Source organism: Pantoea sp. X-Soil-TKNS-1280, assembly GCF_059730475.1.
On record NZ_AP035962.1, the window covers coordinates 3320652 to 3333843 of the forward strand.

A 13192-nucleotide genomic window follows, 5' to 3' on the forward strand; every position below is an offset into this window, starting at 1 on the left:
GGAATTTTTGCGTTGGAACATGTTTCAACCACCACGCTGATCATCACCCTGGTCATCATGGTGCTGGTCTCGGCCTATTTCTCCGGTTCAGAGACCGGCATGATGACGCTCAATCGTTACAAGCTGCGCCATCAGGCTAAAAACGGGCAGCGCGGCGCACGGCGCGTCGAAAAATTACTGCGTCGGCCAGATCGACTGATCAGTCTGGTGCTGATCGGGAATAACCTGGTCAACATCCTCGCCTCGGCGTTAGGCACTATCGTCGGCATGCGTTTATACGGTGATGCTGGCGTCGCGATAGCAACCGGCGTACTGACTTTTGTGGTGCTGGTGTTCGCTGAAGTGCTGCCCAAAACCATCGCCGCGCTCTATCCGGAGAAGGTCGCTTATCCCAGTAGTTTCCTGCTCGCTCCACTGCAATATGTGATGCTGCCATTGGTATGGCTGCTCAACACCATTACACGCATTCTGATGCGCATGGTTGGTATCAAAACGGATGGCTCCATCAGTTCGGCGTTAAGTAAGGAAGAGTTACGCACCATCGTCCATGAATCACGCAGCCTGATGTCACGCCGTAATCAGGATATGCTGCTGTCAGTGCTGGATCTGGAAAAGGTGGGCGTTGAAGACATCATGGTGCCGCGTAACGAGATTGTCGGCATCAACATTAATGACGACTGGAAATCGATTGTTCGTCAGCTCAGTCATTCACCGCATGGTCGTATCGTATTATTCCGCGACTCGCTGGATGATTGCGTCGCCATGCTGCGGGTCCGTGAAGCCTGGCGCATGATGACCGAGAAAAAAGAATTTAACAAAGAGACACTGCTGCGTGCCGCCGATGAAATCTACTATGTGCCGGAAGGTACCCCACTTAACGTGCAGCTGGTTAAATTCCAGCGCAATAAGAAGAAAGTGGGTTTAGTGGTGGATGAGTATGGCGATATCAAAGGTCTGGTCACCATCGAAGACATTCTTGAGGACATTGTTGGCGATTTCACCACCTCAATGTCTCCGACGCTGGCCGAAGAGGTCATGCCGCAGAACGACGGTTCTGTTCTGATTGAAGGCAGTGCAAATATTCGTGAAATCAACAAGGCCTTCAACTGGTCATTACCGGAGGAAGAAGCCCGTACCATCAACGGTATGCTGCTGGAAGTGCTGGAAGAAATCCCTCAGGTTGGCACCCAGGTACAAATTGGTAAGTACGATATTGATATTCTTGATGTGCAGGACAACATGGTGAAACAGGCACGTATTACGCCGCATACACCGCTAAAGTCTTCCATCGGTTCCTGAACTGAAGCATAAAAAAATGCCGCGATTATCGCGGCATTTTTCTTTCTGCATCAGCAAAAAACTAGATATGCAGTTCTTGCAGTTTTTCTTTCGGCAGTTTCAGATCTTCGTTGTAGTTAACGCCGATCTCGCTTGCCAGCACGTTGCGGGCAATCTGCTGCGCTTCATCCAGCGAATGCAGTTTGTAGCTACCACATTGATATTCGTTCAATTCCGGGATCTGGTTCTGTTCTTTTACTTTCAGAACGTCTTCCATCGCCCCTTTCCACGCTTTTGCCACACGCTGCTCGTCCGGCGTGCCAATCAGGCTCATATAAAAGCCGGTACGGCAACCCATCGGCGAAATATCAACGATTTCCACGCCTTCACCATTCAGGTGATTACGCATAAACCCAGCGAAGAGGTGCTCCAGCGTATGGATGCCGCGCTCAGTCAGGATTTCCTTGTTCGGCCGGCAGAAACGCAGGTCAAAAACGGTGATGGTATCGCCATGAGGAGTTTTCATGGTTTTTGCTACGCGTACTGCGGGCGCCGCCATGATGGTGTGATCTACAGTAAAACTATCCAGCAGTGGCATATTGTCACCTCCTGTTTTGAGAATTTTTTTTAAAACGATGAAACTTTTCTGTTCGCCCAACGTCTGAATACATGAAAGACGCGCATTTGTTATCATCATCCCTGACAACAGAGATGTTAATTCGGCCACAGTGATGTGGCCTTTTCTTTTTTACCCTTCCCGGCTGGCGAGGTAGCTGGCAAAATCCAACGTATCGCTCTGTTCCAGCTTCTCTTGCGCGAGCACTGAATCCTGCGCCTGGCGAGTAAAGTCATCCTCACTCAGAACCTGTAACGGCTCTTCGCATAACAAATGACGATATTGTTCAGCCAACGCCACTCCGGTCCCGGTCAAACCATTTTCCTTCATTGCATGAAGGATACGCGCCGAATAGGTTAGCTCAGGATCGTCAAACGATGCCACCAGTTGATCGCAAACCTGTTGATATTGCGTGCTGCCATGATTGCTGTCGAGCACTTCTGCTACGCGACTCAAATCAGCAAACAGGGCCTTACCTACCTCAACCAGCGTATGCTGCGTTTCACTGCAACCCACGGCAATCACCTGCCCCGGCTTACGGCCTTCCAGCACCACTCGATTCCAGTTTTTACGGCTGCACAGCAATTCATCTGCGCTCATTTCCGGCGCATCGGCCAGCGTACACCAAATCAGGAACAAATCGAGGAAACGCACCTGGGTCGCATCAACGCCAATCGCTGAGAAGGGGTTGATATCCAGCGAACGGACTTCAATATATTCAATGCCGCCACGTTGCAGCGCATCCGACGGTGCTTCACCGGAACGTGTCACACGCTTCGGCCTAATCGGCGCGTACAGCTCGTTCTCAATCTGCAGCACATTGGTATTTAACTGCAGCCAGTTACCATCGGCATCTTTAGTACCCATGGCCGCATACTCTTCCGATGGCGTTTTGATCGCAGCTTTTAGCGCCGCAACATAGCCATCCAGTGAGTTAAAGGTGATACCCAACCCACTTTGCGATTTATTGGTATATCCAAGGTCGCTCAGGCGCAAGGAGGTTGCATACGGCAACCACAAGGTCCCTTTGTCGTTCGTTTCAAACGGCAGATTGGTTTCGCGGCCTTGCAGGAAGCTCGAGCAAATTGCCGGCGAAGCACCAAACAGATACGGGATAACCCAGCCGAAGCGATAATAGTTACGGATCAGGCGCAGATAACCGGCAGAAATGGTCTCTTTACCACTTTCCGCATCTTTGACATCCGCCCACTCCTGCCAGAACGACAGCGGCAGTGAGAAGTTGTAATGGATACCTGAGATCGTCTGCATCAACGCGCCATAGCGATTTTTCAGCCCCTGGCGATACAGTGTCTTCATTTGGCCAATGTTGGAACTACCGTATTGCGCCAGCTCGATGTTATCGGCATCGTCAATAATGCACGGCATGCTAAAGGGCCACATGCGCTCCTGCCCCAGCTCACGCGCCACGTGGCGGTGAATATCGCGCAAGAAACTGAGCATGTGATCGATGTTCTGATCTACAGGCGTGATGAACTCCAGCAGCGTCTCGGCAAAATCGGTAGTAATCCAATCATGCTTCAGCGCTGAACCCAGAGACTCTGGGTGCCCGGTCGTTGCCAGATGACCATCCGGGTTGACACGCAAGGTTTCGCGTTCAATACCACGGCCGATACCCTTTAACGCGTCGGGATGCGCTTCCAGCCAGGAGAGCGCTTTTGATACGTCCGGGATCACATTAACCTCCCGCTGTGCGAATAATTTATTTTTGTTCAGCATAATGTTAACCGTAGCCTCGAATCTGTGCGAATCAATGCCACCATTGCAAACCTTGTAAGGTGACCATCGCGATAACGATGTAACGCAGTGTTTTACCGATGGCGAGAAACAGCAACGCCGGAAGCCAGGCAACGCGCAACCAGCCTGCGAAGACGCAGAGCAGATCGCCCACCACTGGCAGCCAACTAAATAACAGGGCTGCAGGTCCCAATCGGTGTAACCACGTCATTGCTGTGTTATGCCATCGCCCCTGCCCTTTCGGCGGCATCAGGCGACCAAGAAGAATGTTAGTCAGGCCACCCAGCGTGTTTCCCACTGATGCAGCCAATAGTAGCCCATAGACCGATCCCTTTTGGGCGATCAACAAGGCTACCAGCACCGCCTCTGAGCTTCCCGGAAGGAGGGTGGCACTCAGAAAGCTACTGCCGAATAACGAGCCATAGGTCAGAAATTCATTCACAGTAAACGGACATCAACCACATCCATACCTGCTGCTTTTGCTGCCTGAACACCAAAATCAGCATCTTCAAATACCACACAGCGCGCGGGCGCGACGCCCATTAACTCGGCGCAGCGTAAAAAGGTATCAGGTTGCGGTTTATGGCGCTGTACATCATCAGCGCCAACGACGGCGGTAAAAAGATGATAAACACCTAATTGTGTGAGCAGGGCTTTAGCCAGGCTATGTTCACTGCCAGTGCCAACCGCCATCGGGCGACGTCCGTGATAAGCTTTCACCACCTCCATCAGCGGCAGAGGACGCACGCTATCCAGCAGCATTGCTTTAAAGGCCACGGTTTTTTCCGCCGCCAGCAAATGGGGATCGTGCGTAGCATGGTTTTGCTCAATGATGAATTGCGCCAGCTGCCAGGTGGGCGCACCGTTAAAGCTCACCATTTTTTCCTCATCCATGGTGAAACCATAGCGGCTAAGTACCTGATGCCAGGCTTTTCGATGTGTCGGCTCAGAATCGAGAATCGTGCCGTCCATATCGAAAATCAGGGCGTCATATTGGTCGTACATTGTCACTCCGGGCGTCCAGCAAACGAGCCATTACTTTAACGTAATGCGTTCAGGTTGTCGCCAGGCGCGCTTAACAGCAAATGCTTTGAAAGCATTAGTATTTTTGGTTTTAAGATAAAGGCGAGAAAGTGGTGCCGCAGATAAATGGCGGTTAAAACAGGGCTTTTTTTACAGCGTAGTAATAAATCGGGGGGATATGGTGCATCCAGGAGGATTCGAACCTCCGACCGCTCGGTTCGTAGCCGAGTACTCTATCCAGCTGAGCTATGGATGCATTGGAGAAACTTTGTTGCGATGGAAGAACTGAAACAATCGGGTGATGAGACAAAGAATGGTGCATCCAGGAGGATTCGAACCTCCGACCGCTCGGTTCGTAGCCGAGTACTCTATCCAGCTGAGCTATGGATGCATTGAGATATTTTCTTACGATGGACTAACTGAAATCAACCTGGGAATGATACGAAGAATGGTGCATCCAGGAGGATTCGAACCTCCGACCGCTCGGTTCGTAGCCGAGTACTCTATCCAGCTGAGCTATGGATGCATTTCTGAAAATTCTTGTACAACGCAGGGTGCTAACAACTCACCTCGAAAGGAACTGCTCGTTCACTCTTTACGACATCTTTTTCGATGGTGCATCCAGGAGGATTCGAACCTCCGACCGCTCGGTTCGTAGCCGAGTACTCTATCCAGCTGAGCTATGGATGCATCGAAAAATGGCGGTGAGGCGGGGATTCGAACCCCGGATGCAGCTTTTGACCGCATACTCCCTTAGCAGGGGAGCGCCTTCAGCCTCTCGGCCACCTCACCTTACGCGTTCTTCCGAACCGTGCTTCTGAACTTTGTTTCTGCTCATCGGCACTGCGTGGCGCACATATTACTTTCCCGCACTTATAAGTCAAACAATTTTTCCCACTACAGGTTCGTTTGCACAAATGACAGACAATCCGCGCATTTTGCCGACAAAAAGAGTGATTAATCAACAGTAAAAGGGGGATACAGATAACAAAATGGGAAAGAAAAAAATGGGAGGGGAAGAAGTTGCAGGCAGGAAAAATCGGTAGCGCCTCGCAGCAAGGCGAGGCGCTGAATCCGTTAGTAACTCGTAGGCTGAGCTTTTTCTGCCTGAATGCGCTGATAGATCTCTTCGCGATGCACCGAAACTTCTTTAGGTGCATTGACGCCAATACGGACCTGGTTACCTTTAACTCCCAGCACCGTTACAGTCACCTCATCGCCAATCATGAGGGTTTCACCAACTCGACGAGTTAGAATAAGCATTCTTTGCTCCTTGAAAGATTAAAAGAGTCGGGCCTGTTCGGGTTCCCGGCCATATCCATCATATAACGCTGAACAATGTCTATGACAAATACACCATTGTGGTTTGCCACGCCAATACATTCTGCTGATAGTTAGTTTAGCCGAAATACACTGCCTCAACCTGACTTTGTCATTACCTGGTGCACATCGCGTTAAAAAGCGCCGGAACGTTCCGTTCCTGGCGCTCTCCACGATGCTTAGTTTTATTTCGTTACAGTCGATTGCTGACCCAGTCCTGCACACCCGCCAGCGCGCCAGACAGCGCCTGTGGATTCGTACCGCCCGCCTGAGCCATATCCGGGCGACCACCGCCCTTCCCGCCCACCTGAGCAGCCAGTTCACCCACCAGTTCGCCCGCTTTCACGCGATCGGTCAGGTCTTTGGTCACACCCGCGATCAGCGACACTTTACCTTCTGCTACGGTCGCCAGCACGATAATGGCAGAACCAAGCTGATTTTTCAGGTCGTCCATCATGGTACGCAGCATCTTAGGTTCTACATTGCTAAGTTCACTCACCAGCAGTTTAGTCCCTTTAACATCCACGGCCTTGCTGCTGAGTGAGGCACTTTCCTGTGCTGCCTGCTGATCACGCAGTTGCTGCAATTCTTTTTCCAGGGCACGAACATGGTCCACCAGTCCGCGGACTTTCTCATTCAGATTACTGCTATTGGCTTTCACCAGATGCGCGATGTCCTGCAACTGGTGGCTTTGTGCATTAACCTGCGCCAGAGCCCCTTCGCCAGTCACCGCTTCGATACGACGTACACCCGCAGCAGTACCCGATTCAGACAAAATACGGAACAGGCCAATATCACCGGTGCGCGCAGCATGCGTACCGCCACACAGCTCGGTTGAGAAATCTCCCATGCTCAGCACACGAACACGTTGATCGTATTTCTCGCCAAACAGTGCCATGGCACCCTTCGCTTTGGCAGCCTCAAGATCCATGATATTGGTTTCAACGGCCAGGTTACGACGGATCTGCGCGTTGACGATATCCTCAACCTGACGAATCTCCTGCGGCTTCATCGCTTCAAAATGAGAGAAGTCGAAACGCAGGTATTTATCATTGACCAGCGAGCCTTTCTGCGCGACATGCTCACCTAAAACCTGTCGCAATGCGGCATGCAACAGGTGTGTCGCTGAATGGTTCAGACGGATGCGGGCACGGCGTTCTTCATCAACCTGAGCACTCAGGCGATCGCCGACACGCAGCTGGCCGGTAGTTAGCTTACCGATATGACCAATGGCCTGACTATACTTCTGTGTGTCCTGCACGCTAAATTCAGCATTATTCCCAGCCAGTACGCCGGTATCACCGACCTGGCCACCAGACTCGCCGTAGAATGGGGTCTCATCAAGCACCACTACCGCGTCCTGGCCTGCACTCACCTGCTCAACCGCTTGCCCATCGACAAACAACGCCTGTACGGTAGAGGTCAGTGCCAGCTGGTCATAACCTTTAAAGGCCGATGCAGAATCAATACGAATCACATTGTTGTAATCCGCACCAAATCCACTGGCTTCACGTGCACGCTGGCGTTGCTGCTCCATCGCCACTTCAAACCCAGCTTCGTCGATCTTCAGATTGCGCTCACGGCACACATCCGCAGTCAGGTCTACCGGGAAGCCGAAAGTATCATAAAGGCGGAATACAGTTTCACCATCCAGCGTATCGCCTTGCAGCTTCGCCAGTTCTTCGTCCAGCAGCGCCAGACCACGCTCCAGCGTTTTCGCAAACTGTTCTTCTTCCGCTTTCAGGACGTTCTCAACCTGAACCTGCTGACGTTGCAGGTCTTCACCTGCCGAGCCCATTACCGCAATCAGAGGCGCAACCAGCTTATAGAAGAAGGCATCTTTCGCGCCAAGCATGTTGCCGTGACGTACCGCGCGACGAATGATACGACGCAGTACATAGCCACGGTTTTCGTTCGAAGGAATCACGCCATCAGCGACCAGGAAAGCACAGGAACGGATATGGTCAGCGATCACTCGCAGTGATTTGTTGCTGAGATCAGTCGCACCTGTCACTTCAGCCACTGACTTAATCAGTCTGGCGAAAAGGTCGATTTCGTAGTTGGAGTTAACGTGTTGCAGAACCGCAGCAATACGCTCCAGCCCCATACCGGTATCGACTGAAGGTTTCGGTAATGGCTGCATGGTACCGTCTGCCTGACGGTTGAACTGCATGAATACGATATTCCAGATTTCAATATAGCGGTCGCCATCTTCTTCCGGGCTGCCCGGCGGGCCACCCCAGATATGATCGCCATGATCGAAGAAGATCTCGCTGCACGGACCACATGGGCCGGTATCGCCCATCTGCCAGAAGTTGTCTGATGCGTAAGCGCTGCCTTTATTGTCCCCGATACGAATAATACGTTCGTGCGGAATACCAATATCTTTGGCCCAGATGTCATAGGCTTCATCGTCAGTTTCATAGACGGTGACCCAAAGGCGTTCTTTTGGCAGCTTAAACCACTGCTCGCCCGTCAGCAGTTCCCAGGCATAGGCAATCGCGTCTTTTTTGAAATAGTCGCCAAAACTGAAGTTGCCCAACATTTCAAAGAAGGTGTGATGACGCGCGGTATAACCCACGTTTTCGAGGTCATTGTGCTTACCGCCCGCACGAACGCAGCGCTGCGCTGTGGTCGCACGTGAGTAATCGCGCTTATCCTGACCGAGGAAAACGTCTTTAAACTGGTTCATCCCGGCGTTGGTAAACAGCAGCGTCGGGTCGTTGTTCGGTACGAGGGAGCTGCTGGCTACAACCTGATGTCCCTTGCTATGAAAAAAGTCGAGAAACGCTTGACGGATCTCAGCAGTGCTCTTGCTCATAAATTTCCTGGAATCACGCTAACGAACGTTACCTCTCGTCTGGCAAGCCGCATGCGCCCGGCCCACCACTGACTGAGGAACAAAAAGTGGGAATAAGATAAATTTTCTTCAGTGGGAAGTAAAATCCCATTGCCTTTCAGTCGTCAAAATTTCTGAAAATTGCCTGAATATCTTCCATCAGAAAGCCTTTTGTCATCAGAAATCGCTGGACTTTGCTTTTCCCGGCCCAGTCCTGTGGCAACGGATCGCCAAACTTACGTTTCGCCAGCCCGGCTGCACACGCGATCCAGTTGACCTCGGTATCAAACAGCGCCTGGTCAACTTCATCGCGCGCAATGCCTTTTTGTTGCAGCTCCATGCGAATACGTTGCGGGCCATATCCTCTGCCGCTGCGACTGAGGATAAATCGCTCGGTAAAACGCTGATCGTTTAACCAACCATTCTGCTGACACCAGTCGGCAACCTGCTCCAGCAACTCATCAGGAATGGGTTCGGCTTTTTCCTGTTGCTGCATCCAGGCAGCCCGCTGGCTGGAAAGTTGTAGCTTGCGCTTCAGTTCTTCACGGCTATGGTCACGTTGTGACAGGATACGCATGGCGCGGTCCAGCAAGCGCGAGAAAGTTGGCGCGGGTGTCGGAGATGATGACATATGACTTACCTTTTTCAGACCGTAGCGCAGGGTAAAGCAAGAGATTCAAGAGGGAAAGTGCTGGCGGGGTAAAAACAAAACGGGAGCAGAACGCTCCCGTTGTGGTATCAGAAATCTTCGTTCGTTTCGCTGGCTTCTTCGTAATCGTCAGCGGAAACATCCGCAGCACCGGCACTGGCCGTTGCACCGGTCAGCAGCATGTCACGCAGCTTCTGATCGATTTCATTCGCAATCGCCGGGTTTTCCTTCAGGAAATTGGTCGAGTTTGCTTTACCCTGGCCGATTTTGTCACCGTTGTAGCTGTACCAGGCACCGGCTTTCTCAACCAGCTTGTGCTTCACGCCCAGATCAACCAGTTCACCAAAGGTGTTGATACCTTCGCCATACATAATCTGGAATTCAGCCTGTTTGAACGGTGCAGCAATTTTGTTCTTCACCACTTTCACGCGGGTTTCGCTACCCACCACTTCGTCGCCCTCTTTAATGGCACCGATGCGGCGAATATCGAGACGTACGGAAGCGTAGAATTTCAGCGCGTTACCACCGGTGGTGGTTTCCGGGTTACCGAACATCACACCAATCTTCATACGGATCTGGTTGATGAAAATCAGCAGCGTATTAGACTGCTTCAGATTACCCGCCAGCTTACGCATCGCCTGGCTCATCATACGAGCGGCCAGACCCATGTGAGAGTCACCGATCTCGCCTTCAATTTCCGCTTTCGGCGTCAGGGCAGCAACGGAGTCAACGATGATGACGTCAACGGCACCGGAACGCGCCAGCGCATCACAAATTTCCAGCGCCTGCTCACCGGTATCCGGCTGCGAACACAGCAGGTTATCAATATCAACGCCCAGCTTCTTCGCGTAGACCGGGTCAAGCGCATGCTCGGCATCAATAAAGGCGCAGGTTTTGCCTTTACGCTGCGCAGCGGCAATGACCTGCAAGGTCAGCGTAGTTTTACCAGAGGATTCCGGACCATAAATCTCAACGATACGGCCCATCGGCAGGCCGCCTGCGCCCAGCGCGATGTCCAGCGAAAGTGAACCGGTGGAGATGGTTTCAACATCCATCGAGCGGTCTTCACCCAGGCGCATGATGGAGCCTTTACCAAACTGTTTCTCGATCTGGCCCAGCGCGGCAGCTAAAGCCTTCTGTTTGTTCTCGTCAATCGCCATTTCCACTCCTAATCATGCCGGGTAAGCGGACATCTCTGTATGTCTGCTCGCGTTCTGTTGCCGGTAATTATACTGTACAGTCATACAGTATCAAGTTTAATTTGTCAGAAATTCATCATGCAGCGTTTGCAGTGCCCAGGCGACAGACTGACGACGCACCGCATCACGGTCGCCAGCAAAGTGCTGACACTGCGCCATCAGTTGCCCATCCGGCCCGGCAAAGCCAAACCAGACAGTACCGACGGGTTTATCCGCAGTGCCGCCATCCGGTCCCGCTATACCGCTGACAGCAATAGCATACTGCGCACCCGCCTCTTTGCAGGCCCCCGCCGCCATTTCGCGCACGGTCTGCTCGCTCACGGCACCAAATCGGGCAAGGGTACCGGCCTGCACACCCACCATTTGTTGTTTGGCGTCATTGCTATAGGTCACGAAACTGCGCTCAAACCAGGCGGAACTGCCGCTGATATCAGTGAACACTTTTGCAATCCAGCCACCGGTACAGGACTCAGCCGCTGTGATGGTTGCCTTGCGCGTTTTCAGCTGCTCGCCAATACGACGACTCAACTGCTGTAACTGTTCATCGTTCATCGTCTTCTCCTTGTCTGGCGCTCACGTTAACAGTAAATGGTGCAGCGGAGGACCCTTTTCAACCCCAATGTACCGTTTTGCGCGTGCGCTTCCAGAAGCTTCAGCGCGTTTTCATTGCCACCATAAAAAGACGCGGGAAGGCCAGCAAAACCTTACCATCGGCGCGAGTCGGATAAGCGTTAATCAGCGCCTGATGATATTCCGCTAAAAACGCCTGTTGCTGATTTTCATCCAGCCCGGCAAGGAAAGGACGTAAGCCGGTGGCTCGCAGCCAGGTAATAATCGCCTGGGCATCCGCCATGATGTGGTAGTAGGTGGTACGCCAGATATCCACCTCACAACCCGCATCGCTCAGCAAATCATAATACTGTGCAGTGGTCAGTAAGCGCTTACGTTCAGCTGCCTGCTGGGAGATATGCGGCAGCCAGCGCTCACCCGCAGCCACCTCGCGCATCAGGCGATGTGAAGGTTCCTCAAGGTTATCCGGCATCTGAATTGCCAGTGAGCCGCCGATAGCGAGCTGGCTCACCAGATGTGGCAGCAGCGAAGAATGATCGCCCAGCCATTGCAATGACGCATTGGCGTAAATCACCTGCTGCGGCTGCCTGGCCTGCCAGGTGCGAATATCAACCTGTTCAAAGAGACAATCCGGAAGGCGTTCACGCGCCTGCACCAGCATCGCTTCCGAGCTATCAATGCCGCAGACGACGGCCTCTGGCCAGGCCTGCGCCAGTAGCTCGGTACTGTTGCCCGGCCCGCAACCTAAATCCGTTGCGTAGCGCACCTCAGGGGTGTTGACCCGCGCCAGTAACTCATAGGCCGGTCGGGTTCTCTCTGATTCAAACTGACGATATAGCTGTGGATTCCAGTCTTGCATTGGCACGCTCCTGTTTTATCCCAAGAACTAAACACTACTCGTTTTTGCCATCCCCCGAAAAGAAAAGTGCGATAGCTCACTTTTTGCGTGCTGTTATCTGGTGAGTTTAGCCAATGGCGATTAAGTTAAAACAGTGTTTCATTTTTAATGATAAGGAGTTTGCTATGGTTGCACAACCCGCACTGGCTGGCGTCTGGTGTCCGTCAGTAACCCCTTTTGATAACGACGGTAACGTTGATATTGATGCTCTGGGCCGTCACTTCACCCGGCTCAATCCTTCAGGCATTGATACACTTCTGTTAATGGGCAGCATTGGGGAGTTTGCTTCGCTCACGCAACAGGAGCGACTACGCCTGATTCGCGAAGCGCGTCAGCTATCCCCACTCACGATGGTCGCTAACGTTTCCAGCACCTGCGTGCCTGATATGCTGCAACTGGCTGAGGCCGCGTGGCAGCATGGGTTTGACGCGGTGATGGTGCTACCTCCTTATTACTATGGACAGACGCAAAAACAGTTGCTGAGTTATTTCAAAGCCCTGGACCAGCAATTAGGTGGGAAGTGGTTTGCCTACAATTTTCCGGCGCGTACCGGTTGTGATTTAACCCCCGCGCTGGTAGCGGAGCTGGCAGCAGAACTGCCGAATTTTATTGGTATCAAAGATACGGTGGATTGTCTGTCGCACAACCGTGCGCTGATTGAAGAAACAAGAAAGGTCCGCAGTGACTTTACTGTGTTATCCGGCTATGACGAATATCTGTTACCTAACCTGCTGGCAGGCGGTGCAGGGGTGATTTCCGGGCTGAATAATATTGTGCCAGAGCTGTTTGCCGGGGCGATGCAGGCATGGCGGGCAGGCGATTTACATCAGTTAACCGCAATTCAGCAACGCATTGGTCAGCTGATGGCGATTTATACCCTGGGGGACGATTTTGTCACGACGATCAAAACCGCCGTCGCGCGTCGTTATGAATCGATGACCACCCGATCCCGCAATTATGGCGGAGAACTCAGTGCCGCCCAGTGCGCAGCGATAGATCGACTGCTGGCATAAGAGAACAACGCGGACGGCACAGCGCCGTCCGG

At 52.4% G+C, this 13192-nt stretch carries 12 protein-coding genes and 5 tRNA genes; 2 read left to right on the plus strand and 15 right to left on the minus strand.

Annotated features, from left to right (window positions below; translation table 11 throughout):
- The first annotated feature begins 12 nt into the window (after positions 1-12).
- Positions 13-1299 (plus strand): HlyC/CorC family transporter, encoded by a 1287-nt coding sequence (locus AC6I8X_RS15425; protein ID WP_299460422.1) that lies wholly within the window; start codon positions 13-15, stop codon positions 1297-1299.
- A gap of 61 nt (positions 1300-1360) precedes the next feature.
- Here AC6I8X_RS15425 and luxS read toward each other — a convergent pair whose 3' ends face one another.
- From luxS to tam, 15 genes are all read right to left on the minus strand, one after another.
- Positions 1361-1876 (minus strand): S-ribosylhomocysteine lyase, encoded by a 516-nt coding sequence (gene luxS / locus AC6I8X_RS15430; protein ID WP_084876445.1) that lies wholly within the window; start codon positions 1874-1876, stop codon positions 1361-1363.
- A gap of 150 nt (positions 1877-2026) precedes the next feature.
- A complete protein-coding gene (gene gshA, locus AC6I8X_RS15435) occupies positions 2027-3631 on the minus strand; it encodes a glutamate--cysteine ligase (protein WP_299460418.1) in 1605 nt (534 codons plus the stop codon).
- Positions 3632-3662: 31 nt separating this feature from the next.
- A complete protein-coding gene (locus AC6I8X_RS15440) occupies positions 3663-4091 on the minus strand; it encodes a YqaA family protein (RefSeq protein WP_299460416.1) in 429 nt (142 codons plus the stop codon).
- On the minus strand, positions 4088-4654 hold the full coding sequence (gene yqaB, locus AC6I8X_RS15445; RefSeq protein WP_497840061.1) for a fructose-1-phosphate/6-phosphogluconate phosphatase: 567 nt from the start codon (positions 4652-4654) through the stop codon (positions 4088-4090). The genes AC6I8X_RS15440 and yqaB overlap by 4 nt, the downstream gene beginning before the upstream one ends.
- Before the next feature lie 197 nt (positions 4655-4851).
- Positions 4852-4928, minus strand: a tRNA-Arg gene (locus AC6I8X_RS15450).
- Positions 4929-4986: 58 nt separating this feature from the next.
- Positions 4987-5063: transfer RNA gene (locus AC6I8X_RS15455), tRNA-Arg, on the minus strand.
- A gap of 58 nt (positions 5064-5121) precedes the next feature.
- Positions 5122-5198 (minus strand) — tRNA-Arg (locus AC6I8X_RS15460).
- 87 nt (positions 5199-5285) lie between these two features.
- A tRNA-Arg gene (locus tag AC6I8X_RS15465) sits at positions 5286-5362 on the minus strand.
- A gap of 9 nt (positions 5363-5371) precedes the next feature.
- Positions 5372-5464: transfer RNA gene (locus tag AC6I8X_RS15470), tRNA-Ser, on the minus strand.
- Between the two features lie 285 nt (positions 5465-5749).
- Entirely contained in the window at positions 5750-5935 is a 186-nt protein-coding gene (gene csrA / locus AC6I8X_RS15475; protein WP_013510212.1) for a carbon storage regulator CsrA, read from the minus strand.
- A 250-nt stretch (positions 5936-6185) separates the two neighbouring features.
- Complete coding sequence (alaS, locus tag AC6I8X_RS15480; protein WP_313686701.1) at positions 6186-8813, minus strand: alanine--tRNA ligase; 2628 nt, start codon at positions 8811-8813, stop codon at positions 6186-6188.
- 136 nt (positions 8814-8949) lie between these two features.
- Positions 8950-9462: a regulatory protein RecX gene (locus AC6I8X_RS15485; RefSeq protein ID WP_313686703.1), complete on the minus strand. Its 513-nt coding sequence runs from the start codon at positions 9460-9462 to the stop codon at positions 8950-8952.
- A gap of 107 nt (positions 9463-9569) precedes the next feature.
- The gene (recA, locus tag AC6I8X_RS15490) at positions 9570-10640 is read right to left on the minus strand and encodes a recombinase RecA (RefSeq protein WP_497840062.1); all 1071 of its coding nucleotides are present in this window, start codon (positions 10638-10640) and stop codon (positions 9570-9572) included.
- 96 nt (positions 10641-10736) lie between these two features.
- Positions 10737-11231, minus strand: coding sequence for a nicotinamide-nucleotide amidase (gene pncC, locus AC6I8X_RS15495; protein WP_313686707.1), 495 nt, complete (start codon positions 11229-11231; stop codon positions 10737-10739).
- 100 nt (positions 11232-11331) lie between these two features.
- Positions 11332-12108, minus strand: coding sequence for a trans-aconitate 2-methyltransferase (gene tam, locus AC6I8X_RS15500; RefSeq protein WP_497840063.1), 777 nt, complete (start codon positions 12106-12108; stop codon positions 11332-11334).
- Positions 12109-12272: 164 nt separating this feature from the next.
- Here tam and AC6I8X_RS15505 point away from each other — a divergent pair, with 164 nt between their 5' ends.
- Positions 12273-13160, plus strand: a complete 888-nt coding sequence (locus tag AC6I8X_RS15505) for a dihydrodipicolinate synthase family protein (RefSeq protein ID WP_313686711.1) — start codon at positions 12273-12275, stop codon at positions 13158-13160.
- The last annotated feature ends 32 nt before the right edge of the window (positions 13161-13192 follow it).

What these genes read in the sequence shown, in the direction of transcription:
- yqaB (WP_497840061.1), bottom strand. Translation starts at nt 4,654, where the DNA reads ATGTACGACCAATATGACGCCCTGATTTTCGATATGGACGGCACGATT.
- AC6I8X_RS15505 (WP_313686711.1), top strand. Translation starts at nt 12,273, where the DNA reads ATGGTTGCACAACCCGCACTGGCTGGCGTCTGGTGTCCGTCAGTAACC.
- AC6I8X_RS15485 (WP_313686703.1), bottom strand. Translation starts at nt 9,462, where the DNA reads ATGTCATCATCTCCGACACCCGCGCCAACTTTCTCGCGCTTGCTGGAC.
- csrA (WP_013510212.1), bottom strand. Translation starts at nt 5,935, where the DNA reads ATGCTTATTCTAACTCGTCGAGTTGGTGAAACCCTCATGATTGGCGAT.
- pncC (WP_313686707.1), bottom strand. Translation starts at nt 11,231, where the DNA reads ATGAACGATGAACAGTTACAGCAGTTGAGTCGTCGTATTGGCGAGCAG.
- alaS (WP_313686701.1), bottom strand. Translation starts at nt 8,813, where the DNA reads ATGAGCAAGAGCACTGCTGAGATCCGTCAAGCGTTTCTCGACTTTTTT.
- gshA (WP_299460418.1), bottom strand. Translation starts at nt 3,631, where the DNA reads ATGCTGAACAAAAATAAATTATTCGCACAGCGGGAGGTTAATGTGATC.
- tam (WP_497840063.1), bottom strand. Translation starts at nt 12,108, where the DNA reads ATGCAAGACTGGAATCCACAGCTATATCGTCAGTTTGAATCAGAGAGA.
- recA (WP_497840062.1), bottom strand. Translation starts at nt 10,640, where the DNA reads ATGGCGATTGACGAGAACAAACAGAAGGCTTTAGCTGCCGCGCTGGGC.
- luxS (WP_084876445.1), bottom strand. Translation starts at nt 1,876, where the DNA reads ATGCCACTGCTGGATAGTTTTACTGTAGATCACACCATCATGGCGGCG.